The sequence below is a fragment of the Flavobacteriales bacterium genome (genome assembly GCA_016124845.1).
In the GTDB taxonomy this organism is placed as follows: domain Bacteria; phylum Bacteroidota; class Bacteroidia; order UBA10329; family UBA10329; genus UBA10329.
Genome location: WGMW01000035.1, coordinates 37,174 through 61,825 on the forward strand (window position 1 = coordinate 37,174; position 24,652 = coordinate 61,825).

At 48.8% G+C, this 24,652-nt stretch carries 20 protein-coding genes; 10 read left to right on the forward strand and 10 right to left on the reverse strand.

Annotation, left to right across the window (positions count from 1 at the left end):
- Positions 1-12: 12 nt before the first annotated feature.
- On the forward strand, positions 13-774 hold the full coding sequence (locus GC178_13270) for an MBL fold metallo-hydrolase (protein ID MBI1288535.1): 762 nt from the start codon (positions 13-15) through the stop codon (positions 772-774).
- Positions 775-840: 66 nt separating this feature from the next.
- Entirely contained in the window at positions 841-2,421 is a 1,581-nt protein-coding gene (locus GC178_13275; GenBank protein MBI1288536.1) for a peptide chain release factor 3, read from the forward strand.
- On the opposite strand, the gene GC178_13280 is transcribed toward GC178_13275, so the two are convergent.
- Positions 2,422-2,973 carry a hypothetical protein gene (locus GC178_13280; protein MBI1288537.1) on the reverse strand — a complete coding sequence of 184 codons (552 nt, stop codon included), beginning with the start codon at positions 2,971-2,973 and terminating at the stop codon, positions 2,422-2,424.
- A 126-nt stretch (positions 2,974-3,099) separates the two neighbouring features.
- Here GC178_13280 and GC178_13285 point away from each other — a divergent pair, with 126 nt between their 5' ends.
- A complete protein-coding gene (locus tag GC178_13285) occupies positions 3,100-3,705 on the forward strand; it encodes an SCO family protein (protein MBI1288538.1) in 606 nt (201 codons plus the stop codon).
- A gap of 36 nt (positions 3,706-3,741) precedes the next feature.
- Here GC178_13285 and GC178_13290 read toward each other — a convergent pair whose 3' ends face one another.
- From GC178_13290 to GC178_13310, 5 genes are read right to left on the reverse strand one after another with little or no spacing between them, the layout of a single operon-like run.
- A complete protein-coding gene (locus GC178_13290) occupies positions 3,742-5,757 on the reverse strand; it encodes a hypothetical protein (GenBank protein ID MBI1288539.1) in 2,016 nt (671 codons plus the stop codon).
- 48 nt (positions 5,758-5,805) lie between these two features.
- A complete protein-coding gene (locus GC178_13295; GenBank protein MBI1288540.1) occupies positions 5,806-6,681 on the reverse strand; it encodes a hypothetical protein in 876 nt (291 codons plus the stop codon).
- An 8-nt stretch (positions 6,682-6,689) separates the two neighbouring features.
- Positions 6,690-6,878, reverse strand: coding sequence for a hypothetical protein (locus GC178_13300; GenBank protein MBI1288541.1), 189 nt, complete (start codon positions 6,876-6,878; stop codon positions 6,690-6,692).
- Between the two features lie 7 nt (positions 6,879-6,885).
- Positions 6,886-8,520 (reverse strand): T9SS type A sorting domain-containing protein, encoded by a 1,635-nt coding sequence (locus GC178_13305; GenBank protein MBI1288542.1) that lies wholly within the window; start codon positions 8,518-8,520, stop codon positions 6,886-6,888.
- A gap of 25 nt (positions 8,521-8,545) precedes the next feature.
- On the reverse strand, positions 8,546-11,089 hold the full coding sequence (locus tag GC178_13310) for a hypothetical protein (protein MBI1288543.1): 2,544 nt from the start codon (positions 11,087-11,089) through the stop codon (positions 8,546-8,548).
- Between the two features lie 196 nt (positions 11,090-11,285).
- On the opposite strand from GC178_13310, the gene GC178_13315 reads away from it, so the two are divergent.
- From GC178_13315 to GC178_13335, 5 genes are all read left to right on the forward strand, one after another.
- Positions 11,286-14,246 carry a T9SS type A sorting domain-containing protein gene (locus GC178_13315; protein ID MBI1288544.1) on the forward strand — a complete coding sequence of 987 codons (2,961 nt, stop codon included), beginning with the start codon at positions 11,286-11,288 and terminating at the stop codon, positions 14,244-14,246.
- 34 nt (positions 14,247-14,280) lie between these two features.
- The gene (locus GC178_13320; protein ID MBI1288545.1) at positions 14,281-14,997 is read left to right on the forward strand and encodes a hypothetical protein; all 717 of its coding nucleotides are present in this window, start codon (positions 14,281-14,283) and stop codon (positions 14,995-14,997) included.
- Positions 14,998-15,149: 152 nt separating this feature from the next.
- Positions 15,150-17,063 carry a tetratricopeptide repeat protein gene (locus GC178_13325; protein ID MBI1288546.1) on the forward strand — a complete coding sequence of 638 codons (1,914 nt, stop codon included), beginning with the start codon at positions 15,150-15,152 and terminating at the stop codon, positions 17,061-17,063.
- 355 nt (positions 17,064-17,418) lie between these two features.
- Complete coding sequence (locus tag GC178_13330) at positions 17,419-17,961, forward strand: hypothetical protein (GenBank protein MBI1288547.1); 543 nt, start codon at positions 17,419-17,421, stop codon at positions 17,959-17,961.
- A 133-nt stretch (positions 17,962-18,094) separates the two neighbouring features.
- The gene (locus GC178_13335; GenBank protein MBI1288548.1) at positions 18,095-18,751 is read left to right on the forward strand and encodes a fatty acid hydroxylase; all 657 of its coding nucleotides are present in this window, start codon (positions 18,095-18,097) and stop codon (positions 18,749-18,751) included.
- Here GC178_13335 and GC178_13340 read toward each other — a convergent pair.
- Entirely contained in the window at positions 18,748-19,008 is a 261-nt protein-coding gene (locus GC178_13340) for a hypothetical protein (GenBank protein ID MBI1288549.1), read from the reverse strand. The genes GC178_13335 and GC178_13340 overlap by 4 nt on opposite strands.
- Positions 19,009-19,139: 131 nt before the next feature.
- Here GC178_13340 and GC178_13345 point away from each other — a divergent pair, with 131 nt between their 5' ends.
- A complete protein-coding gene (locus tag GC178_13345) occupies positions 19,140-19,610 on the forward strand; it encodes a redoxin domain-containing protein (GenBank protein ID MBI1288550.1) in 471 nt (156 codons plus the stop codon).
- On the opposite strand, the gene GC178_13350 is transcribed toward GC178_13345, so the two are convergent.
- The 3 genes from GC178_13350 to GC178_13360 all read right to left on the reverse strand — a co-directional run bounded on the left by GC178_13350 (position 19,590) and on the right by GC178_13360 (position 24,088).
- The gene (locus GC178_13350) at positions 19,590-20,213 is read right to left on the reverse strand and encodes a DUF975 family protein (GenBank protein MBI1288551.1); all 624 of its coding nucleotides are present in this window, start codon (positions 20,211-20,213) and stop codon (positions 19,590-19,592) included. The genes GC178_13345 and GC178_13350 overlap by 21 nt on opposite strands.
- A 69-nt stretch (positions 20,214-20,282) precedes the next feature.
- Positions 20,283-21,242, reverse strand: a complete 960-nt coding sequence (locus tag GC178_13355; protein ID MBI1288552.1) for a fatty acid desaturase — start codon at positions 21,240-21,242, stop codon at positions 20,283-20,285.
- Positions 21,243-21,937: 695 nt separating this feature from the next.
- On the reverse strand, positions 21,938-24,088 hold the full coding sequence (locus GC178_13360; protein ID MBI1288553.1) for an acylase: 2,151 nt from the start codon (positions 24,086-24,088) through the stop codon (positions 21,938-21,940).
- 165 nt (positions 24,089-24,253) lie between these two features.
- Here GC178_13360 and tnpA point away from each other — a divergent pair, with 165 nt between their 5' ends.
- Positions 24,254-24,631, forward strand: a complete 378-nt coding sequence (gene tnpA / locus GC178_13365) for an IS200/IS605 family transposase (protein MBI1288554.1) — start codon at positions 24,254-24,256, stop codon at positions 24,629-24,631.
- Positions 24,632-24,652: the final 21 nt, after the last annotated feature.

Sequence of the window (24,652 nt, forward strand, 5' to 3'; positions counted from 1 at the left end):
ATGAAGCAAACGGTGCGTTTGGAATTCTTAGGAACAGGAACATCTCAAGGTGTGCCTGTGCTGGGCTGTCAATGTCCCGTCTGTACATCAGACGACCCGCGCGACCAACGGTTACGGTCGTCCGTCATTGTTTCGATAAACGGAATCAAGATTGTGATCGATACCGGACCGGATTTCCGTCAGCAGATGTTGCGTTCGGGCAATGTGGATTGCGATGCCGTGCTTTTTACCCACGAACACATGGACCATGTGGCAGGTTTGGACGACATCCGCGCCATCAATTTTCTGCAACGAAAGAACATGCCCTTGTATGGTTCCGAAGGCGTGGAAGAGGCGTTGCATCGCATCTATCATTACGCATTTGCCACCAATCCATATCCGGGTGCGCCCATCATACAGTTCAATCGAATTGGAGATGAGCCGTTTGACGTGCTTGGTGTGAATGTGATCCCCATTCGGGTGAAGCACGGGAAAATGCCAGTTTACGGTTTCCGTTTAGGTGATCTCACTTACATCACCGATGCCAAGTTTATAGATGAGGAGGAACGGGAAAAGATCCGTGGTTCGAAGATCGTGGTGGTGAATGCGCTGCGCATCAAGGAACATCATTCGCACATGAACTTGGAACAGGCCTTGGAGTTCATGGAAGACCTGAAACCCGAACACGGTTACTTCACGCACATCAGTCATCTGTTGGGAAATCATGCAATCATTGAGCAGGAATTGCCCGATAACATCCGTTTGGCCTACGATGGTCTGATCGTTGAGACCTGAAGAAACGGTTCCTCACTTCATCTGTTCACGACCTCACAACCATTCTTCTATCTTCGCGGCCTCGTTATGACGCACAAGCAGGAAGTAGAAAGAAGGCGCACATTCGCCATTATCAGTCACCCGGATGCGGGTAAGACCACATTGACCGAAAAGTTGCTGTTGTTCGGTGGTGCCATTCAGGTGGCGGGAGCCGTAAAGAGCAACAAGATCAAGAAAACCGCTACGTCCGACTTCTTGGAGATAGAGAAGCAGCGGGGTATCTCGGTGGCCACATCTGTTATGGGTTTCGAGTACAGAGACAAGAAGGTCAATATTCTTGATACGCCCGGACACCAGGATTTTGCAGAGGACACGTACCGCACGCTCACGGCTGTTGACAGCGTTATTGTGGTTATTGATGTGGCGAAAGGAGTTGAGGCACAGACGGAGAAATTGGCCGAGGTGTGCCGTATGCGAAATACGCCAGTCATCGTGTTCATCAACAAACTCGATAGAGAAGGAAAAGATGCTTTTGAGCTGCTTGATGAGGTGGAAGACAAGCTACAGATAAAGGTGCGCCCGATGAGTTGGCCTATTGGCATGGGGCAGCGTTTCAAAGGCGTGTACAACCTGTACGAGAACAATCTTTCGCTTTTCAGCGGAACGGACAAGCAGCGCAAAGAGGACACCGTTGATATCAAAGACCTTGATGATCCGTTGGTAGATAAGATGGTCGGGGAGGACGCGGCCAACACGCTTCGCGATGAGGTTGAACTGGTAGAAGGCGTTTACGAACCGCTCAATCTTCAAGATTACTTGGATGCAAAAGTTGCTCCTGTGTTCTTCGGTAGCGCGTTGAACATGTTCGGGGTGCGCGAGATGTTGGACTGCTTCATCGATATTGCGCCATCGCCACGCGGCATGGAAACCGAAGAACGTCATATCGACCCGTTGGATGAGAAGTTCACAGGCTTCGTGTTCAAGATCCATGCGAACATCGATCCGAATCACCGCAACCGAATTGCTTTCTTGCGTATTACATCAGGAACATTCGAACGCAACAAACCTTACACGCATGTGCGTTTGGGCAAGCCGTTGCGTTTCAGCAACCCGACCTCGTTCATGGCGCAGAAGAAAGAAGTGATCGATGAGGCATTTCCTGGTGATATTGTCGGTCTTCACGATCCAGGAAACTTCAAAATCGGAGATGCGCTTTCAGAAGGCGAGCCATTGCATTTCCTTGGTATTCCGAGCTTCTCGCCAGAGATGTTCCGCTACGTGGAGAATGCCGATCCGATGAAAACCAAGCAGTTTGCCAAAGGACTGGACATGCTGATGGACGAAGGCGTGGCGCAGCTGTTCACGCGCAAAACCAACAATCGTAAGATCATCGGTTGCGTGGGTGCGCTTCAGTTTGAGGTTATTGAGCATCGTTTGGAACACGAATACGGAGCCAAGTGCCGTTATGAGGCCGTCAGTCTGTACAAAGCCTGTTGGATCAGTTCTGATGATGAAAAGGAACTTGATAAATTCATTGACATGAAGATGAACGCGTTGGCCGAGGACAAGGACGGAAAACTGGTTTTCTTGGCAGACAGTGCTTGGGCATTGCAGATGGCGCAGGAGCAATATCCCAATATCGAGTTTCACTTCAAGAGCGAGTTTTGATCATTCCAACTCTTTGGCTTTGATGGTCTTGTAACCAAAAACGCCATCGCAGAGCGTGAGTTTCAGAACTGCGGTACGTCTTCTTACGGGCGAACCTTCCAAATTTCGAATTCGCCAGAAGTCTTTGTAAGCATCATCTTTCAGGCGAACCGTGTAGCCCTTTCCTTCAGCAGTAAATCCGATCACTTCATGGGTTTCCGTGTAACTATCGGTGCAGGTAGATGAATTGATGACGAAGAACAGCGCGGTAATGATCGGAGCCACCATGAAAACGTTGTAGTATAGGCCATCCAGCACGCTTAGCCCAAACCGTTGGCGTATAAGATAGGTGATCAAAAAACCGATCAGCCCGAACTCGATAAACAACTGACTGGCCTTCAGTAATGAGATTAACGTTATCTGAATGTAGAATACGATGGCAAATGCCGAAATGAAGAACAGCACCACCATCAGCATGTGCTGCGCCTCCGAAACCACATGAAACTGGAACGCATCCATCTTTTTGATGGAAACAGGCTTATTCTGTTTTTCGGTTGAGGGGAGGTTGGCCATTCGAATTTCCAACGCCTAAAGTAATGTGATATTGAACTCATTCGTTCTGTTTAAAAGTGCCAAATTTGCGGCATGACCAAGTACAAGTGGATATTGCTGGCTTTTGCTGCCATCTGGATAGGTGGGATGGTGGTGGTGTATCCGATGCTGAAAAAACAGCAGCGGCTCAAGGTGTTCCAACCAGCGGATGTCAATCCAAATTTGGTTGATACCGATATGCAGCGCACGGCAAGAGCGCACCGTATTGGCGAATTCAAGTTGATAGATCAAACGGGAGACACCGTTACCAATGCTGACTTTGATGGTCATATTTACGTAGCTGATTTCTTCTTTACCACGTGTCCGAGCATCTGTCCGAAGATGACGGCCAACCTCACCGAACTGGCCGAATTCTATAAAAATGACACGGACATCATGTTCCTGTCACATTCGGTAACGCCTCAAATTGATAGCGTGCCTGTGTTGGCAGCTTATGGAGAGGAACATGGTGCCGACCCCGCCAAGTGGAAGCTGACAACAGGCCTTAAAAAGCATATTTATGAGTTGGCGCGCAGAAGCTATTTTGCTGTGACCACTGAAGGCGATGGAGGCGAGGACGATTTCATCCACACGGAGAACTTCATTCTGGTGGATAAGGAGAGGAAGATCCGTGGATTTTATGATGGAACCTCCAAAGACGACATGGAACGCCTTAAAAAGGACGTGGAAATTCTGCGCTACGAATACGAGTAAACTGTAGACCAACAGCTGAAAACCCGGATCAGCTGCTCAATTGACTTTCTTGTTGTCTTTAAAGACTCCGGTTTCCTTCAAGGAACCATCGGGATTGTAAACCTTCACCGTGCCATTCAACATGTCATTGGTCCACGTTGCTTCCAGCCATGAACCATCTGGATTGGTGAGTTTCCCAGGGCCATTTCGCTTATCGTTCTTCCACTCACCTTCAAATACCTGTTTGTTCGGCCATGTGAACTTACCGAAACCGTTACGTTGGTTATTCTCCCAAGCACCTTCGTACATCATGCCATTGGTCCATTTGTAAGTTCCCTGTCCGTGTTTCTTCTCATCCTTCCATTCGCCTGTGTAGCCCATGTCGTAATGGAACTCCATGATGTAGGTATCAGGGTTCTTCAATTGCTGAATGACCTTGAATTTGCCAGGATATTTTTTGATGGCAGGGTAGAGGTAGCGCGAAGTGGAGGCGTAGCCCAATTGGTCAAGCACCACGTGTGTTACTTCTTTCTCTCGCAGATTCTCTATCAGTTCTTCCTTGTCCAACGTGTTCTTGAAACCGGTCACCCAACGGTCGGCATAGAGGTAGAACAACTGCCCTTTACGGCAAGATACCACAGCATCTCTCGGAATGTTCTTATTGGCCCACGTGGCAATATCAAAGTAGTTTTTGAACTTGCTGATATAGACGCCTTTGGCCCGATTTTCAAGTTCCACCACACGTTTTTCGTACGAACTGTGCAGCCAGAAAAAGACCAGGTAGGGTAGAATGACGGATAGGATCCAGATCGGTTTTTTCTTCAGTCTGTCAGTGATCACGATCGGTATCTGAACAAGTCCGTTCAATGCCAGCATAATGAGTATCGGCACCAATGGCAGCATGAACCGGATACCGAACCACGCTTCGGGCCACAGGAACAGAATACCAAAGGTTCCGGCCAGGTAGAGGCCGATCAATATCCAATAGCCTTTGAGGCGTGCCAAGCCAAAGGCCATCAACAATAGGAGCAAGATGGTATAGATGTAGTCTTGCGTGGTTATTTCCACTTTCGAACACGCCATGCCTCTTTGCGCAGCCGACTTTTCCTTTTCCTCCAATGTCAGTTCGCTGAACTGCTTGGCGGTCTTGGTAGTATCCGTCTGCAAGGTTCCGGCCTCCATTTTCAATTGGGCCACGCATTGCTTGTAATCGATATTCTCAAACGGAAGCACGCCATTGTATATCTCCAAAGCGAAATAGCGCTTGGCATTCATAATAAAACGTTCTGGCCAGTCTTTCACTTCCATCGGTCCCATTTCTGGCCGATACGGGTTTTTCATCAGAAGCTGGTTCACGTATGAATTTCCTCCCAAGGAGTGGCTTCTGATCTGCCAAGGCGATACCAGCAGTATGAATCCGAGAACCAGCGCAGCCGCAAATTTCCAATGCTTCTGAAAAAGAAAGATGAGCGTAAAGGAGATGACCAGCGAGATGCCCATTGTGCGGATGTAAAAGGCGAACACCAACAATAGCACGAAGAGTATGAATTTCCAGTTCTTATAGAATGGAACCTCAAAATCGGTGTGAATGAACAGCAAGAGGCTGAGCGCGGAGAACAGCACGAACGGAATCTCACTCATCATAATGGTGCTGTACTCCAGCATATGGAAATTGAAGGATGCCAGCAGACAGGCAATGAACGAAAGGTGGATGTTTCTGGTAAGCGCCTTGAACAGGAAGAACAGCACGATCAGCGCAGCCCACATATAAAACCCGTTGGCCGATTTGATGGTGGTGATCTTTCCTGAAAAGGTTTTCATCACCACCGCTATGAGTGCAGGATAACCGGGAGGAAAGTGGTTGGCCTTTACACGGTTCTTGGTATGAATGGCCCGATAACCTTCTCCCTTGGCGATGGATTTTCCGTAGATGTAATAGCCGGCATTGTCGCCTCCCAGATGCACCTTCTTATCGAAGATGCGATCGTATGTGCCATGAAAAACAACGGTGAGAATGATCAGGTAAAGAAATACCACCGCGCGGTGGTTCAGATACTCCTTCAGTTTTTCCATCGGACGCTAAGATACATTCTCAAAGAATACCTGTTCAGCCGAGGCGATCTACCAAATTGGTTTTATTGGCACCTGAAGCCAGAAGCGCGAAGCAATGAGCAACAAGAGCAAAATGGCCAATGCAGTTCTGTTGATAGGTCGAAGACCTCCTTTGACAATGGTAATATGCTTTGATTTGAACAGGGAAAGCCCAAGAACCATGACGATGAAGATGGGTAGAAAGGAGAACATTCTGATCAACTGGTAACCCAGAGCCATCGGGAAGGTGGTAAGACCGACCAACAAACAACCGATAAAGAATGGTACTGCCACAACATTCAAAAAAATGACCGACTTTCCATTTGGCTTGGTTGCAAGCATTCTGGAGTAGTTCTGTTTCAGAACGGGCTTGGAATAGATCAGCCCAAATGGCATGGAGACGATCAACTGCATTACAAGAAGAAGGTAGATAGGTCCTTTCTCAAGATCCAACCAACTGTAGAAACCGACAAATCCGGTGAACAGGATGGAGCCATAATCCTGCCCAGAGAAAATGCCTGTCATTATGTAAGAAAAGTAGAGGAGGAAACCGTTCAATGACAGCCAAAATAGAAAAGTACGAAGATGGGTCTGCTTGGAGTCCACGAGCCTGAAAGCCGAAATCGCTACAATGGCTACCAGCAATCCCCAAAGCGGAGGGGCAAGGTAAACCCAGCCGATCCGTGCGGTTGTCCATCCTCCAGAACCCGCAAGGCTCTCCATGCAATCGTAGCTGAAAGTTGGTCGATACCCTAAGGTCCAGGCGTTATTCGTACTCCAAAAGTGGCCGGTATAAGAAACCAGAATAAAGGCTATGGCAAAATAGATGCCTGATAGTAACAGCTTGGCAAGATGCTCATTCCGATTCTCTACGCCCGTAAAGAATCTCGGAAACGAGTTGAACATGAAACGACTTATTTAGATGCGCTGTTCTTAAAGCGAACCCCTCCGTATATAACGCCTGCCGTAAGTAGAAGCCCAGCAAGAATATCCAATGGAGCTTCAGAAGCAGGGCTACTTGGTGGCGGTGTCTGTGCAAAGATCGGACTGACCCAAAAAGACAGGAGAACAATAATGATGGTAAGTTTGACGACTGTGCGCATGTGCTTCTTATTTCCAGATCTTTTGGTTTACATAACCATTTGATGTAAGTACCCTCACGAGATATACTCCGGTTACAAGGCCGTCCAAAGGTACGGTAGAAGTTCCATTGAACATGGACAACCTTGCATCTTGGTAAACTTTTCTTCCTTCAACATCAAAGATCTCAAGTCCTACATGATCGGCTGTAAGGTCCTGATCGCGCACGTAGAGCATGCCTTCACTGGCATAGATGGACATCTCCTGATTGCTTACCCTTGGCACATCGACCGAACTGCTCGGATAGAAATTAAGGTAGAATCGGTTCTCGTAGAGCCCCTGGTTCAGGTTGATGGGAATTTCCGTTCCTTCTTCCAACTGAACACTTAATGAGGAAGCGGCATCTACAAAATAGACGTTATCATAATCGAAATTCTCCATTACCTGCGCCTTGAAAGTATGAACACCACCTTCTGCTACAAGGACCGTCAATGGAATCGACTTTTCTGCGGATGGCGGAGGAAAGGCCAGAATGGCGTACTCGCGCCCATTGTCCTGTGCCGCCAATGTGATATTGGTATTGCCGCGGATCTTTACCGCATCATACAGACGATCTTCATTATCGGTAGCATCTTCAAGCACTCCAATGAGTATCTGGTTGAACTGATCATTCCCTTCAATGCTGAACCACAGTCTTGAGTCATCGCCATTGGCCTTAAAAAACTGCGTGTTGTAGTGTCCTACCCGCATCGTGTTGTTGAAGTTCAGAACGGAGCTGCCGTTCAGGCTTCTGATCATAAATCCCTGTCCTGTAGAGATGTAGCCGTTCGGAACACCAGCTGAACCCGAACCCGTACCAAGGGACCCCGTTCCGTTCCAAACCGCATAGTCGCTGGAGGCATAGCCTGAACCACCACTGAGGTCATCATCCCAGAAGTAGATGGAACCGTTCACATCCGGATTGGCACTTACCAAAGCAGCACAGCTGATGGCGGATGGGTAAGGATTGCCGCAGAGGTTGAACGGAGTACCGGGTGAGGTATTCCCTGGAGCATAAGGATAGTATACCATTGGAAATGAGATGTTTCCGTTATTTACATCTCCATGAAAAGTGTAAAGACCAGCACCTCGACCAATGTACCCCTTTCCGGGAACCATGTTCCCTGAGAAGGATACCCAACCCGGATCGGCAGGTTGGTCATCCGTAAACGTCTGGGTACTTAGATCAGAGTCGTATTGGTAAGGATTATTACCTGGAACAGCCGCGTAACTGGTCATGGGCGAACTCCAATAATTATAGACCGAACTGTTGGTGCTGCCCTGTCTTCTTACATGGTAAGTTCCGCTTCCGGTGCCATCACTTCCTGTGCTTCCTCTCAGCAACGAAGCGCTGTTGTCGAAGGTCATACTTCCATTGTTCACCAAGGTGCCGTCTACATAGAGAAGGCCATCTTCACCCGTAGTGAAATTACCGGTAGAGGCATTGGTCATGTTCTCGTAAACATATACATCCGTTCCGGGACGGACATATACCTGAACCTCATTGGTTACCTGCGAAAAGCAATATTCTGAGAAGCCAATTGCTAAAAATGCGAGTAGGAGGAATCGTTGCATGATGGTGGTTCTTGGTCTGCGATTCAAATTTGAGTACCTAAAAGTAAGCATTGATTATCTTATGATAATTTTTTGCTCACTTGTTAGACTGTTGTTGATAGTTGGTCCATTGCTTCAGTTGCTCGATCTCTTTGGCCATGGCGTTGAACTCATTTACTGATGATCGGAGCTCTGAATTCTCATCCTGTAGTTTCTTGATCATTCGGTAGAGTTCCTGGGTGGCAGAAACATTGAGCATGGCAATGGCCTCATAGTCTACCGTATGGAAGTCATCCACTTCGCGTCCGTAAACGAAAACATCCTCGGTTATCTTTCGGTCAATAAAAAAGCCTTCCTCAGAAACTTTCGTGACAGTTACCATTTCGTTGCCCGACTCACGAATGAGCTTGATTCGGTCTCCCGCTTTTACATTGGCAGAAATATCTATGAAACCGTCATTGGCTGAAGCAACCGTGTATATATCAGGAATGACCTCCGTAATGGTTGACACGGCCTGTGGGTACACCTCTTCAACCTGTTGAGCGATTACCTTTTTAAATGGCTTTACGTCCTTCATCTTGTCTATCATGCGGTAATCGGTGATTTCAATGGATGCGAGTGTTTCAAGATCTTTCTTTGATTCAGAAATTCCGATCACATTTTTTATCCGGGCATCCGAGAAGGCATCGAATTCAGAGGCCATGACACGACCGCTTGCATGGATAGAGACCCCGTTAACTGTTCCACCGCAACAGGATCCAGTGCCGGCATTTGTCTCAAATGCATAGTAGGTGAAGTTGCCATAGCTGGGGTTTGCTTGCGATTCAACGTGAAGCGGAGCAATAGGTGAACTTGTTCCAATTCCCACTCTGCTTCCGGTAACGATCAATGCATCACCACCGGTAACCGTATTCAAGATCACATTATTGTTTCCAGTAAGCTTTGCGCCATCAAACGAACCGCCAATATAGGATAGGTAATGGTTACCATCCGAACCGCCTCTCAATCTCAATTGATTGTCATTCAATGCCCCAGTGCCATTAATGTCCAATTTGGCAGCAGGAGAAGTGGTTCCAATACCGATATTTCCAGCTGCTGTAATGCGAAGTCGTTCCGTTGCTGCCGAGCTGCCTGGAACGTTGTTTTTGGTAAGGAACAGAATGTTACCCCCTTTGTTGCTGTTTCCCTGTGTGCCCGATGCTGTTGACCGGATAACGGCTGCTGCATCCAATGTGGAAACCGTTGTATTGCTCGTGTTATCGAATAGGATTTCTCCCATCACTTCACCGTCAGTGGTGTTGGCATCACCTCGGGACAGCATGATACTGCTACCTGAGCTTTGCTGGATATGAAGTTTGGCCGATGGGGCAGACACACCGATACCAACATTGCCAGCCACGGTGGAATATTGATTGCTGCCATTGATGGTCCAATCTCCATCTGCAGATACCAGGCTATTGGGGTCGACCCATGTGGCCAATCCGTTGGCATCCGAGCGTAGAACTTTATCTATGCCTGGTGTTCCTCCGGTGATCTTCACCTGCCCTGCAACCTCAAGGTCAGTAGTAGGTGAGATGGTACCAATACCTACATTTCCACTTGAACTCAAATACATGTGGGTGGTATTGCCAATACTGAACAAGATAGGCTGTCCCGAAGCACTGTTCAGCGTGGTTTTGCCTACATTTGACTGTAGTAATGCAAAGTTGCTCTGCGCGGGCTGGGTGAGTGCCTGATTGCCGAAATAAGCAAAGTTTGAACCCCAGTGTCCTACCTCGGCCTTTCCGATTCTGGCAGATGCCTGAACATCCAGTTGGTACCCAGGTGCAATTGTACCTATTCCCACGTTTCCACTTGAATTCATATACATGTAAGGGGTATTGCCAATATTGAAAGAAATTGACTGTCCTGAAGCACCGTTCAGAGTAGTTTTACCTACGGAAGACTGCAATAATGCAAAGTTTGTCTGTCCGGGCTGGGTGAGTGCCTGGTTTCCGAAATAGGCAAAGTTGGAACCCCAGTCTCCCGTCTCGGCCTTTCCTATTCTGGCAGATGTCTGAACGTCCAGTTGGTATGTAGGTGAGATGACACCGATCCCCACATTGCCGCCTGGTTCCATATACATGTGGGGGGTGTTTCCAATACTGAAATAGATGGACTGTCCTGAAGCACTGTTCAGAATAGTTCTACCGGAAGAAGACTGCAACAGTGCAAAATTTGTCTGTGCGGGATGGGTGAGTGCCTGATTGCCGAAATAAGCAAAGTTGGATCCCCAGTCTCCCACTTCTGCCTTTCCAATTCTGGCAGATGTCTGAACGTCTAATTTATAGGCAGGCGAGGTCACACCAATTCCCACGTTACCTGTAACGGCCGAATATTGATTGACACCGCTTACCGTCCAATCAGCATCGGCTCCTCCTTGGCTGTCCAGATTCACCCACTGTGAGCCATCATAGCCCTGAAAGTTGGTGCCGTTCCAGCGGATCGTGCCGGCATTACTTGTGGATGTGGTGCCGATCTTGATCGCACCCGTTACATCAAGTTTTTCCTGAGGGTTGGTATTGCCAATACCCATTCCGGTCTGGCCGAAGACCGATGAGGAAAAAACTACGGCAAAAACAATAGTAAGTGTCTTTTTCATGGTAAGAATTTGTAACGCAATTTATAAATTTTCACATACCGATTACGTGAGTCGCGTAGTTGGATGTTTTCCATAGAAAACCATGCAACAGTAGGTCTCTGGCATCCATCCCGGTGAGGTGTTTCAGACAAGTGTTGCCTTAAGGACCATTTTCGCAAGGCCAGATCAGTTATTATTGTAGTCCAAACCAAATTATATGAAGCATATATTACCACTGTTTCTGGCAGTTTTTGCCGTGTCAACAGTTACCGCCAATGATGTACATGGCACCAAAGATCCGAATGAGGTGCGTCTTGTCACAGTTCAGAAACGCACCTTCAACGAGGCCTATCAGTACCAGCTGAGAAATCAGCCCAATTGGCGAAACTTTCTTCTCGATAATGGCACATGGTATGTACATTTCAACGAAACCAATGCCAAACCTCATAACGCGTTCGGTAAACCGATAACCGTTCCAGGTACTGACTTTACAGCCAAGGCGCAGTACTTCATCGAGCATCATTTGCAGGGTTTTGGCATTCCTGTGGATGAATTGGAGTTGGCCACCGAAACGGAGAATGCGCACCTTCATCAAGTGTTCTTTACCCAGCGCCACAATGGTAAGGATGTACTGCTTTCAAGACTCTCGGTCAAGTTCTCATTGGATGGCCGGGTGGTAGGTTTCTGTGCCGATGTGTTTGACCATATTGGACTGGATGAGGCGGTGCTTTCTCCAACAGAGGCCACCAATGCTGCCATGGCCGAACTGGCGGGTTCTGTTCAAAATGTACAGGCCGCTTCAGATGTGAAGATTCTTCCCGTGCCGAACTACGAAAGGAAGATGGCCACTTTTCGCCCGGTATATGTGGTCACGGTATATACAATGGATGAAAACCGCATTCCTGCCAATTATCTGACCTATGTTGATGCGGTGGACGGCAAGATCTGGATGAGGAAGGATCTGGTGGATCATTGCGTAGCGGAGCCGCCCGCAGTTGCTTCCGTAACAGTTACCGATGATGTAAGTCTCACACAACCTTATGACCCAGAGGTCAACTCCGTGTTGGCCAACATGGAGGTGAAACAAGGGGGAAATACCTTTTACACGGATGCCAATGGCGAAGTGGTCGGACTGAATGAGGGAACGGTCAACTTGGCGCTGCGCGGTCTTTGGTCAGAGGTGTTCACCAACGGAGTAACACCTACGGCTACAACAGTTTTGGGGACAGGTTCCAACGCCTTCGATTGGGGAACAGTGGCCAATTCAAAAGAATCTTCCGCTTACTATCATGTCAATATCATTCACGATTACATGAAGAGCAAGTTCCCAACGTTCACCGACATGGACAGTCCGCTTGCAACCAATATTGATGTGGCGGGAAGCTGCAATGCCTTCTATGATGGTACATCCATCAATTTCTATCAGTCCGGTGCCGGTTGCAATTCATTTGCGTTGGTAGGTGATGTGGTGTATCATGAATACGGCCATGGCATCAATAACACGTATTATGCATCGCTTAGCGGATGGTTTCAGAATGGGGCCATGGACGAAGGCTATGCAGATGTGTGGGCTCTTGGCGTTACTGACAACCCTGTTCTCGGTATTGGAAACAGCCAAAGCCTTCCGAACGATTATATCAGACGGTACGATATCGACCCGAAAGTTTATCCGCAGGATATTGTGGGCGAAGTGCACTCTGATGGGGAGATCATTGCCGGGGCATGGTGGGATCTGGGTCAGAACTTCGGAGACCTACAACAAATGATGGACCTTTACTCAGCCACCTTCGATGGGCTGGTGACCGGACCCGATGGTGACGAAGGTCAGGTATATGTGGATGTTCTTGTGGAAGCGCTTCTGATAGATGATTCCCCGGCCAATGGCGGTGACAATGACATCACCAATGGTACACCGAACGATCTCGACATCATCAATGCATTCGATATTCATGGAATCACCTTGCTTTCCAATGCCACACTTGCACACACACCTATCTTGGAACACGATGACCAAGGTATTGACATTACCATGACCGTGCAGGCCGATTATCCTTGGGCCTTGACAGATGCTATTGTAGCTTACCGTGTGAATGATGGTACCACTTGGTCAACCGTGAGTCTGTCCAATACAACCGGTAACAATTATGCGGGTACCATCCCAGCGCAGCCGATAGGTACAGTTGTGGCCTACTATGTGGCGCTTCAGAACCTGAACGGAACATTGGCAAATGTGCAGCCATTTGCGGCCGATCTTGATGATCCTAACGTTCCTTACTACATAATGGTCGGGTTCACACAGAACCGAATTGAGGACTTTGACAATTTTCAGGACGCTGGATGGGTTGAAGGACTACCGACAGATAACAACTCCACTGGTACATGGACCATTGATGCACCGGTTGGTTCTTTCTCTGATGCGGGGGTCATGGTGCAGACCGATCAGGACCATACACCGGGTGCTGGTAATATTGCTTGCGCGATAACGGGCAATTCTACCAGCGCAAGTGCTGGCATTGGTGATAATGACGTGGATGACGGTTCAACCACACTGCTCAGTCCCATCTTCGATGTTTCGGAGTTTACCAACCCGGCCATCTCATACTGGAGATATTATACGAACAGCCCTCCTACAGGTGCCAATCCCGGAGCCGACTGGTGGCAGGTTCTGGTAACGGATAATGGAACGGACTGGGTGTTTGTGGAGAACTCAAAAGTTTCCGATCCAAGTTTCAGAAGGGTGGCATTCCGCGTGGCCGATTATGTGCAACTGACCGATCAGGTGCGTGTAAAGTTCATTGCTTCAGACAGTACCCATCTTGGTCAGAATCTGGATGGTGGAAGTCTGGTGGAAGGTGCCATGGATGACCTTCAACTTTGGGAAGAGGAAGGTGGTGCCATGAGCGGTATCAATGAGTCGGAGATCACAACGTTGAGCGTGTATCCCAATCCTACTTCTGGTGTGGTCAGTCTGAACATGCAGTTGGAGTCAGCTTCATCCGTCAGCGTTGAGTTGTTCAATGTGGTCGGTGCCATGGTTGCCAAGCGAACCTTGGGAGAACTTCCGGCCGGCAAATTCACCAAGCAATTGGATCTTAGCGAGGTTCATTCCGGCATCTACCAGCTACGCATCTCATCCAAGAAAGGACAAGTGGTGAAGCGGTTGGAGATCATGCGATAGGGAATTTCAAATGATCGGTTGGTCGTATAAATAGTTGAAGGTTCTGACCGTAATCCTGATTTTATTTTTCTGTTCATGTCAGCAGCAACAAATGCTGTCGGATGATGAGGGATTGCAAGAAATCTTTACAAAACGGGAAATTGCTGAATTACAAGCAGTTCTTGCTGAGTTTGACACTTTAGTACTAACCAATACTAAATCACTTGATATCTCCGAGGGTTATCGGAGATTGTCTGAGCAATTGACTTACGATCCCGATAACACAAGTTGGAAAAGTCTTGATAATGCGATTACGGAATTTGCTCAGGAGACAATAAATGATCTGCGAAGTGATTCTCTCTTCGATGAGCTATGGGAATCTCATCCGTTGATCAACCTCCAAACGCAAGACTCTCTTATTCTTGCGGGGCCTAAGACTTTCGACAGTAAGTTTTCAAGCTTTATGGCCTATTGTGTGCGTAAAGATGAGAGATTGAAACCCTACGAAGAAAGCATACAGGCCTGTGGAGGAATTGGGCCAACGCTGTTTTACGGGTTTCCTCGTTTTATCACCAAATTGGACATGGCCGATCCGTGCATTCGTTTGTTCGCGGCCATTCATTTTATTAACGCCAGAAACGAGCAGAAGTACAACCCAAGAGTCCATGGGGCAGGGGTTGAATTTCCGAAGATCGAGAAAAGCAACAGCTCAGGCATTTATGACCAGCTATTCAATGACTCCACGATAATTGAGGCGATTGAGGAATATTAAACTCGAAAGTCACCAAAACGGGATAGATGATCAAGATTCCAATTTGAGTCAGACGCTTTCTGTTATTCATTACATATCATCAGAACTAATTGACCCAATCGGCAACGTTACCGCTTTGATAGCCATACCTTAGCCGAACCATTCTGCCTGATTTGAAACGACTTCTTTCGCTCTACATATTCGTTGCGGTTCCGTTTTGGGTGCTGTCGCAAACGCAGGGCAATTTCACCAGTCAAGGGCGGTTTGAACTGAGCAAAGGCCGTTACGCTTCAGCCATCGACCTCTTCAACAAGGCCATTCAAATAAGCCGTTTCAACTCAGAGGCTTATTTCCTGCGAGGTGTGGCCAAGTACGAGTTGGAGGACAACATCGGGGCGGAGCGCGACTTCGGCAAGGCGCTGGAACTCAATCCCAAGAACCATGAGGCCTATCTCTACCGGGGCGTGGTGCGCAGTCAGTTGTTGCGTTACCGCGATGCATTTGAGGATTTCAATCAGGCGTTGCGGATCAATAATGACGATTGGCGCATCTATTCCAACCGTGCGTTGGCCAACCTGCGGCTGGACCGCTACGTGGATGCCATTGCCGACTGCAACCGCATCATCGACCTGAAAAAGGACAACAGCGAAACCTATCTGCTGCGTGGCGAGGCCAAGGCCGGACTGGAAATGTACAAGGTGGCCGTGGCCGATTTTGAAATGGCCATGAAGAAGGATTCCACCAGCATGCAGCCCGTGCTACGCAGAGGAATTGCCCGCACCAAGCTGGAAGAATATGATGGCGCCATCGAAGACCTGAACCGCGCCATGGAGCTTGATACGGCCAGCGCGCTGCCCATCTTTTACCGTGGCGTGGTGTATGCCGAAATGAACAAGCAGCAACTGGCGTTGGACGATTTCAACCGTGTGTTGAAGCTGCATCCTGAGAACGCGGTGGTGCTCTTCAATCGCGCCATGGTCTATTCAGATATGGGAAAGACCAAGGAGGCCATGGCCGATTATGACATGGTCACGCGGCTCAACCCGAACAACATTCTGGGCTATTACAATCGCGCCATTCTCAATTTCAACTCCAAGCATTACACCGATGCGCTTGCCGATCTGAACAAGGCCATTGAACTGTTCCCCGAATTCTTGGAAGCGCATGAGAACAGGCTGGAAGCCTTGAGGCACGTAGGTACCAAACAACAGTACGACAAAGCCGTTGAGGAACTGGAAAAGGTACGCGCCACGCTGATGATGAGCGATGAGGATGCCAAGTACGATCAGCAGGTGAAACTGATGAAGGCCACCGACCTGAAAGGAGATTTTGAACCCGTTAGGAAGGAAGTGGGGAAGGTGCAGTACAAGCGCGTGGATGTAAAGCTGTTGCCATTTTACCGTATCTCACCATTCCCTGAAACGGACAAGGACATTACGGCCTACGATGGCTTTAACCGACCATACTACAACACAGGCGTTATTGCCCTCATTTCTTCGGATGATGCCGTGAGGAAGGACGCGTTGGAGAAATTGAGTACCCAGAGGCGGTCGGAACATGGCAATACCATGAACCCGATCCGGATCTCTGTTGCGGAGGCGTTTTTGGGAAGGTTCAAAGATGCCTATGCCTTGGTGAACAGATGTGTGGAAGACAATGACAAGCACGCGGCCTGTCTGTTTGCGCGTGCCGTTATCCGTCAGATGGAATTGGAGGCGCACTTGGCGGCCTATGACAGCATCTATGGCGAACTGAATGTGCAGGATACGGTCTTCCAGGCGAAGACGGAGCAATTGATAAGCCTGGCGGAAAAGGATTACCGTCAAGTGCTGGAACTGGACAAAGAGATGCGCTTCGCGTATTTCAACCTCGGTTATCTGCTTGCCACGGCCGAACGCTACGAAGAGGCGGAGATCCAGTTCGGGTTGGCTGCTTCATCCGGTGGCAATTTCATTGAGGCCAACTACAATCGTGGCCTTATCCGCATACTTCTTGGAAAGTTGGATAAAGGCTGCGAGGACATGAGCCTTGCCGGAGAACTCGGTCTGCTCGATTCGTACAGCATCATCAAGCGATTCTGTGAATAGGTGACCAGTTAATTCGTTGAATAGTTAAAATGATACTCCGCAAAGTTATCTTGAGTGAGTATTCCTGTTGTCAATTGCCAACTCACCCCCGTCCCGACAGGTCGGGACACCCCCTCTCCTGCAAGAGAGGGGGAAGCTCCGCTTGCGGAGCAGGGGGTGAGTTCGATATGGTTTGGGGGCGAATTGCGGATAATCTTTTAGTTAATCAGATGATCAGTTGGATGATGGGCGAATCATCTGTAATGGTTTGATTTCCAGTTATCTGATCAGCTGATATCCTGATTTCCCGATTACTCAAAAAAAGACTGGCACACCCTTTGGGTTTAGGCCATCCAACACCTAAAAATCAAAGATCATGAAAAGCCATTTGACCTCATTCATTGTCCTTTTGATAGGATTGTCAATTTCACTTTCGAGCTGTGTATTTGTAGTGGACCCCGTGCCCGGACCGGACGGTCCTCCGGGAAACGCCTACTTCGGTGTGGATTACGATTATGCCATGCCATACAGCTATTGGGACAACAACAGCAGCATACCCACCAATCCGATTCTCGGTCAGTATTACCCTTCCGGAACAGGCGTGTTCGACTTTGAATACTTCATCAACCGCTATGAGTACTGGTATGGGACCTACCGCATTTTCCGAAATGCAGGCGGACCCGGTGGTACCAACGGCCAGCCCGGTGCGCCCGGTGCAGACACGTACCTGCTGCTTATCTGCAACCCAGATGGATTTTACGAAGAACGTGGCAACTACAAGATGAGCGCGGAGATGGGAGATACCATCCGCATAGAACAGCAGTTGGGCAATGACCGCATCGAGATCGTGATGACCAAAACGACCACGGACCTGCGACCTTCCACCAACGAACCGAAGTTCCTTAACGAACAGTTTTAGCCTCGATTATATATTCCCTGTGAGTGCGCCCTTGCCAAGAGATTGGCGGGGCGTTTTTGTTTGCAAACCATGTACTTATCAACTAATCACAGGTTCAACCGTTGTCTCTACAGCGATCTATTACCTTTGCCGCATGGCCGATAAGCGTCTGTTCGTATCCAACCGGAATGAGTCTCCCAAGATGTTCGAGAATCCGATTCTCGATTTCTTCTCAAGGATCCATGTCTCTTCAGTACCTATTCTGTTCGTTCCTATTTCCAGTTACTTCATGTATCGGGCCGTGGCCGATTTTGGCGTGAACTGGATGGTGGCAGCAGGGCTGTTCTTTGCAGGCTATGCGTTCTGGACACTGATGGAATACTGCATCCATCGGTTCTTCTTCCATCGTGAGTTCACCGGTAAAATAGGGAAGAGGATCCATTACATCGCCCATGGCATCCATCACGATTTCCCGAACGATTCGCTGCGGTTGGTGATGCCACCGGCCATCAATCTTTCGCTGGCGGTCATCTTTTATTGGAGTTTCTATCTGGTAATTGGAGATAAAGGCTTGACGGCTGCCTATTTCTCAGGCTTCACATTTGGCTACATGGTGTATGACCTGATGCATTTTGCAACGCACTTCTTCAATTTCAAATGGAAGCCGTTCCAATTCCTCAAGCGCAGTCATCTGTTGCATCATTACCGCGAGCCGAACAGTGGTTTCGGGTTGAGCACCGTTTTCTGGGACCGTGTCTTTGGCACCTTGCATCCACCGGAGGTGATGAAAAAGGTGAAAATGGACAGCTAAGCGAAGGCTTTGAACTCATGGGACGGGGCCAAGGTGCGGTCAATTACTTTGACGTCTTTCATGCCTCCCAATATCGTTTTCAGTTGTTCGATGCTTGCATGTACCTGAAGCGTGACGATGACATCCGTACCTGAATCGGACCATCTCCTAAAATCAGCATCGAAGAGCAGTAGGTCGGGGATGTGCGCTAAAAAGCGCTCCGCCTGTTTGTGACTCCAAGCCCTGAACTTGAACTCATTTGGTACAGCATTTTCCATGATACAGTTCCTTAATTCCACTATGAAGATACGACCGAGGATGATCGGCCTTGCCAACTTTTGGACGAATCGATGAACGATGCTTACCATTGCGCAACTTTCACCTATCAGGTGTGTTTGTGTTTACTGAGATGAGAAAGCTACTTTGGTTTTTGGCAATAATGGCGTTTGTCGGCTGTGGCGGCACGAATTCCACGGCACCTGATTTTGAGACCCGGTTGATCGATGGAACCCCGTTCAAACTTTCTGAATTGAAGGGGCAGTATATTGTGATCGATTTCTGGGCATCGTGGTGCGGGCCGTGCATCCATGAAATGCCGCAACTTATTGCTTTGCACAACAAGTATGGAGACAAGGTGGCCTTTGTGACCATTGCACTGGAGAAAAATGACCGTACTTGGAGAAAAGTGACCGAACGGTTCGGGTTCTCGTGGAAGTATCAGGTCGTGGAGGAGGTTCCCTTTGTACTCTCCTCATCCATTGCGCGTGCGTTTGGCGTAACGGAAATCCCCACCAAGTTCATCATCACTCCCGAAGGAAAACTCATCTCAGGAATGGACTACCAACAGATGGATGAGTTCTTAGGCCATTCCGCCCTCTAAGAAATCTCCCGAAGTATTGCTGCCTTCGTAATCGGCTTTCACATCTTGGTAAAACTTTACCATGGTAACTTGGGCGAACGGAACGAACCACAACAAGGCAATGCCAAGGGTAAGCATGCAAAGAAGCGCCAACCCGAAGAACATGAGTCCCAATCCAAGCAGTTTCATTTTGTAACCCTTCATCATTTGCCAACTCTTCTGTAGCGCATCGTAAGCACCGATCTCGTTGTCATCTGAAATAATATACATGCTCAGTGCAAGGCCAAGGGAAATAATGATCCCCGGTATGATCAAGAGGATGAAACCGACCATTCCTGCAACCGCAGCAAGCAAGTAGGTGGCCAATGAAGTACCGAAATGTTTGAACCCATCAAATATCTGTTCAAGTTTCGGGTCGGTGTCGTTGGCAATGTTCTTAGCAAAGATGATGAGACCCAGCGCAAAAGGACCTCCAATGAACAGCCCGACAATTGTTCCCAGATACGGAATGACCTGAAGCACAAGGGTAAGCAGCATGTAAACAAGGAAGGTTCCAATGGCAAGACCCCACTTTCCGCGCAGGGAATCGGTAGCTTGGCTCATCAACTCAGTATTCGGTGTCATAGTAGGTTGGTTAAAGGTTTACCGAATATACATTTTTCCAATACTCCCAACGGGGAGCGGTAAAAAAACCTATTGAACAGCCCCCATCGCGCTACGGGTTTCTTCACTGTTGTCGAGGTCTTCAACCCAATCGGCCGTTGGTCGGTCTTCAGGTAGCACAACGGGGTTGCCGAGGTAATCGACCCGTTTGCCGGGCCAGATGAGCGTTTGCCACAGGTAAACGGAAAGGTGTTTCCGGTTGAGGTTGGGGTGTACGAAAGGTGCCAGATTCTCCTCATGGTATTTGGGATAGAGGCTCCAATGCAATCCCGGTTTCATGTGGTGTGCTCCATGAAAGCCGTTGTTGAAAACCATCCAGTTGAAGAGTTTTCCCGTAAAGTTGCGCGAGTGATTGTAGGGGTGTGTCTCATCGCAACCATCGTGTTGCCAGAAATTAGTACCGAAAAGCCCCCAGATGCCATACAGTCCGGGAACGATGATGAGCACCAATGCCCGTTGCCAATCAATGAGCAATAGTGTGAGTTTGATGCCTTTGACCAGAAGCGCTTCAATAAAATACTGTCTGTACCAGTCGGGTTGAGTTTCCTTCATCTTGGCCTTGAACTTCTGTTCCATCTTGATAATATCGAACGCCATGAAGAAGAAGAACAGCGATTGGTTGAGAAAATTCCATTCGAAACGGGCGCGTGTAGTGCGTGAAGTGTCTTTGGGCGTTTGCAGATGCATGTGGTGGCTCAGGTTATGCCCCGGTACAAACCCGCTTACCTGATTGCCGCACAGCATCGTGAGGTAGTATTGAAATGCCTTGTTCCACTTCTTCTTGCGGAAAATAGGAGAGTGGATGGTATTGTGAATGATGCAGAACAGAACGAACTGAACGTTGCAATGCACCACAAACAGCATTACTTTCCAAAACGTGGACACATGCGGATAGATGAACCAGCTTGCAATAGTGTAAATACCGTAGCCGAAAACGGTTGCAAGTGTTCTGTAATCGGCTTTGTAGCGTACAATGCGCGATCGGGTCATGGGGTTGAGGTTGACGGAATGACATAGTTAGCGATTCCTCAAAGATCCTCAATTGACAAATGTTATTTCTACGATGAATTACTTGAAATGAGGGAAGGATATGCGAAGGGTTCGCTACCCTCACGGATGGTTCTCGCAAAGACGCAAAGACGCAAAGCAGTGTGCGGGTCATCCTGAGGGATTTTCCTTTTTCGGGAAAATTGTATCGAAGGATTTTACACAGAGAAGGGTTGAGTAGGAGAGATGCACAGAGGGTTCGCTACGCTCATGGTGGCTTCACGCAGAGCCACAGAGAAGCAGAGGGTGTTCGCTGCGCTCACAGTTAGTTCTCGCAAAGACGCCAAGGCGCAAAGTGCTTTTTACACAGAGGAGAATAGAGAAGGAGAGATGCACAGAGAGTGTTCACTCCGCTCACGGTTTTTCGCACAGAGCCGCAGAGGCACAGAGGATGTTCGCTCCGTTCACGGATGGTCCTCGCAAAGACACCAGGGCGCAAAGGATTCCGTATTTCGCCAATGGCCAATAGCTACGTTCATACTGAGCCGCAGAGAAGGCGGTTCCTTCCGTCCAAGGCGGATGACGAAGACGGAGGATTTTTTGTTCACTTCGCTAACTGTTGGTTCTCTCAAAGGTTCTCCGGCCCCACTTCGCTAATCTGCTAATTCCCAAGTCATCTCATCATCAAATCAACCACGTTACTGTCCCACAGGCCTTGCACCGGCCACCGGATGATACACCTCAGAGGCACTCTTGTAGACCTCATCCTTTTCCAGACTCATTTTCTTGAACTCATGGCTCACGAACTTGTGCATCTGATCGGTGTAGTGCTTTGCACCGGGCTTGTTGCTGGCACCGTAGGGGCTGATGCTCTCGATCTGCGGCCCGTCTTTGGTGAACTTGACCAATTGCACCAGACCATCACCGATGAACATGCTGAGCTTTCCGTCCTCGCGCTCCTTGCAATAGACCGCACGGATGGCATCAGGGCCACCGTCAATGGCCAGGTCGATGCCCGCACGTGAGAGCACCTGCACTTTCCCCAATGGGATGTCCAACGTACCGAAATGATCGAGCAATCGCTTCTTGGTCGACCGCAGATTCTTGAGGAAGAACTCGTGGCGGATGCTGTCGTTCTCGCGGACCTGCTCCACAGAATACGTGTTATCGTTATACATCTCATACATCATGGTAAGGATGCAGGCAGCCTCCATGTTGGTGGTGTCGCCACGGAAATTCCAATCCTGAAACTTCTGTAGAATGTCGGCCAGGTCAGGGTAATCGGACGGCTTCATTCGGAACAGTTCCATAATGGGGTAGTTCTTCAGAAAGACGATGCTGTCTGGGAACTGAATGTCGAATTTCAACCGCTTCACACCCTCATAATCGATGTGCGAAAGTCCTTCCAGTATCTCCTTGCTGCGGTTGCCTCGGTTGGTGCGCTGCAAAGGGTCGTAACCGATGCTTTCAGGAAAGAGGGAAGGATTGCAATTGTGGTCCTCGCAGGTATTATTGAAGATGGAGTTGTTGTTGTTGAACACGTAGCCGCATGCGGGATTCAGGTTCTGCGCCAGCTCGTCCTCGCGCAGATATTCCGTCCAAAGCGTGGCCGAGGTGTCTCCTGGCAGCACCTTGCTCCAATCATAGTTCGGGTTCCGTCTCGGAACCTTACCGTTGGCAATAAAGAAGATGGTGTCGTTCTTATCCGCATAGGTGATGTTCTGCATGCAGATGCCCTGTATGTCCAGACACTTGCGGAATTCGGTGAAGTTCCTGGCCTTGTTCATACGGTACCATTGCTCGCCTGTTTTCAGTTCGAAAATGGTGGGCATGCGGAACGAGAATGTGCCATGCTTGGTAATGAGCGTGGGGCCATAAACGCTCCACCAGTACTTTTTGCCAATGGTGATCCGGAACTTTTTCTTTTTGCCCAGACCGACACGCAGTTTGGCGCGGTGCGTTTCCAGTTTTTTCCACTCACCATCAAACCAATACCACTTCTTTTTGTGCGGATGCATTTTCAGTTGGTACGTGTCATGGAGGTCCAGATCCCCTGTGGTGTGTGCCCAGCTCAGATTCTCGTTGGTACCATGGAAAATGGAAACACTGCCGTGGAAGGTACCTCCGGTAATGTTCCAACCTTCTTCGCTGTGCAGATGTGCCTCATACCACGAGAGCAGCCCTTCGATGGGCTGATGCGAATTGATGACATGGTACGTGTTGCCATGGTCGGTAAGCACCGAATTGAACGCGTAGGCATTGGAACCGATGCCATCGTCATTGATCTCTTTCGGTATCTGCTTCAGCACATTCCCGTTCAGAATGTCATTGATGGTGCCGTCCACCCCTGCCATGAGGCTTTGCCCCAGCATATACCCGATAACGATCTCCTGTGGCGTAACAGGAAAGGCCTTTTTATACCAGACCTCTTCGGGATGGGCCGCAGCATAGGCATTGGCCCCTTGGGCGGCTCCTTCCAGCACGCGCTTGAACTCTTCGCTGATCTCGGTCTCGTACTTCTCGGCCACCAGGTCGTGCAATCCCATCAGTTGCACCGCAAAGTCGATCTGCGCGCCCTCCACGCCCAAATGATAGCCCATGTAGCATTTGGCGGCCATCAACAGAAACTGCATGGTCTCAAAATCGTCTTCGGCCGTGGCCCATTCCAGTCCGTAGGCCACTTCGGCATCGGTTTTGGCAAAGATGTGCGGCACGCCAAACTGGTCGCGGACAATATCGATCTTGCTTGGGTCGATGATGACCTTGGGGTTGAAGTCGAATGTGCGTACCTGCGCGTTGGTCAATAGCGAACAGGCGAGGAGGAGGATGGTGAGGAGGGTTTGGCGCATAGGGTGAATCAGTTGACCGGTGAATCAGTCGATTAGTATTTGGTCGCCCGAAGATGCAAATTGTAGATGGAAAATTGATTTATGTCAATTGTTAATGTCTCATACGGGAATGGGAGAAAATCCCTCGCCTTCAGGCGAAGACTTCAGTTCGACTAATTTAGCGATGTGGAGAATCATCGCAGGACGCGTCACAGTGTCCATGACCTGAAATATCATATCGTATGGATTACGAGATACCGGAAGAAAGTGATGGTCGGAGATGTTGCTGTGCGGTGCAGGGAACTTCTGCGAACGATATGCAAGGCAAATGACGTGGAGGTCATCCGAGGGCACATCAGCCGGGACCATGTCCATATGTTCGTGTCGGTGCCGCCTCATCTGTCAGTGAGCAAGTTGGTTCAGATGCTTCAGGGGAAGAGTTCCCGTAAACCGCTGTCGGAATCGAAGATGCTGTCAAAGCAGTTCTGTGGCCGACATCTGTGGGGAAGGGGCTATTTTGTAGCGAGTTCGGGCAATGTGACCGATGAGGTGATCATGCATTAAATTGAGAATCAGGATGTGGAG

Coding starts and splice junctions, on each gene's coding strand:
- GC178_13275 (MBI1288536.1), top strand. CDS start 841: ATGACGCACAAGCAGGAAGTAGAAAGAAGGCGCACATTCGCCATTATC.
- GC178_13280 (MBI1288537.1), bottom strand. CDS start 2,973: ATGGCCAACCTCCCCTCAACCGAAAAACAGAATAAGCCTGTTTCCATC.
- GC178_13285 (MBI1288538.1), top strand. CDS start 3,100: ATGGTGGTGGTGTATCCGATGCTGAAAAAACAGCAGCGGCTCAAGGTG.
- GC178_13290 (MBI1288539.1), bottom strand. CDS start 5,757: ATGGAAAAACTGAAGGAGTATCTGAACCACCGCGCGGTGGTATTTCTT.
- GC178_13295 (MBI1288540.1), bottom strand. CDS start 6,681: ATGTTCAACTCGTTTCCGAGATTCTTTACGGGCGTAGAGAATCGGAAT.
- GC178_13300 (MBI1288541.1), bottom strand. CDS start 6,878: ATGCGCACAGTCGTCAAACTTACCATCATTATTGTTCTCCTGTCTTTT.
- GC178_13305 (MBI1288542.1), bottom strand. CDS start 8,520: ATGCTTACTTTTAGGTACTCAAATTTGAATCGCAGACCAAGAACCACC.
- GC178_13310 (MBI1288543.1), bottom strand. CDS start 11,089: ATGAAAAAGACACTTACTATTGTTTTTGCCGTAGTTTTTTCCTCATCG.
- GC178_13315 (MBI1288544.1), top strand. CDS start 11,286: ATGAAGCATATATTACCACTGTTTCTGGCAGTTTTTGCCGTGTCAACA.
- GC178_13330 (MBI1288547.1), top strand. CDS start 17,419: ATGAAAAGCCATTTGACCTCATTCATTGTCCTTTTGATAGGATTGTCA.
- GC178_13335 (MBI1288548.1), top strand. CDS start 18,095: ATGGCCGATAAGCGTCTGTTCGTATCCAACCGGAATGAGTCTCCCAAG.
- GC178_13340 (MBI1288549.1), bottom strand. CDS start 19,008: ATGGAAAATGCTGTACCAAATGAGTTCAAGTTCAGGGCTTGGAGTCAC.
- GC178_13345 (MBI1288550.1), top strand. CDS start 19,140: ATGAGAAAGCTACTTTGGTTTTTGGCAATAATGGCGTTTGTCGGCTGT.
- GC178_13350 (MBI1288551.1), bottom strand. CDS start 20,213: ATGACACCGAATACTGAGTTGATGAGCCAAGCTACCGATTCCCTGCGC.
- GC178_13355 (MBI1288552.1), bottom strand. CDS start 21,242: ATGACCCGATCGCGCATTGTACGCTACAAAGCCGATTACAGAACACTT.
- GC178_13360 (MBI1288553.1), bottom strand. CDS start 24,088: ATGCGCCAAACCCTCCTCACCATCCTCCTCCTCGCCTGTTCGCTATTG.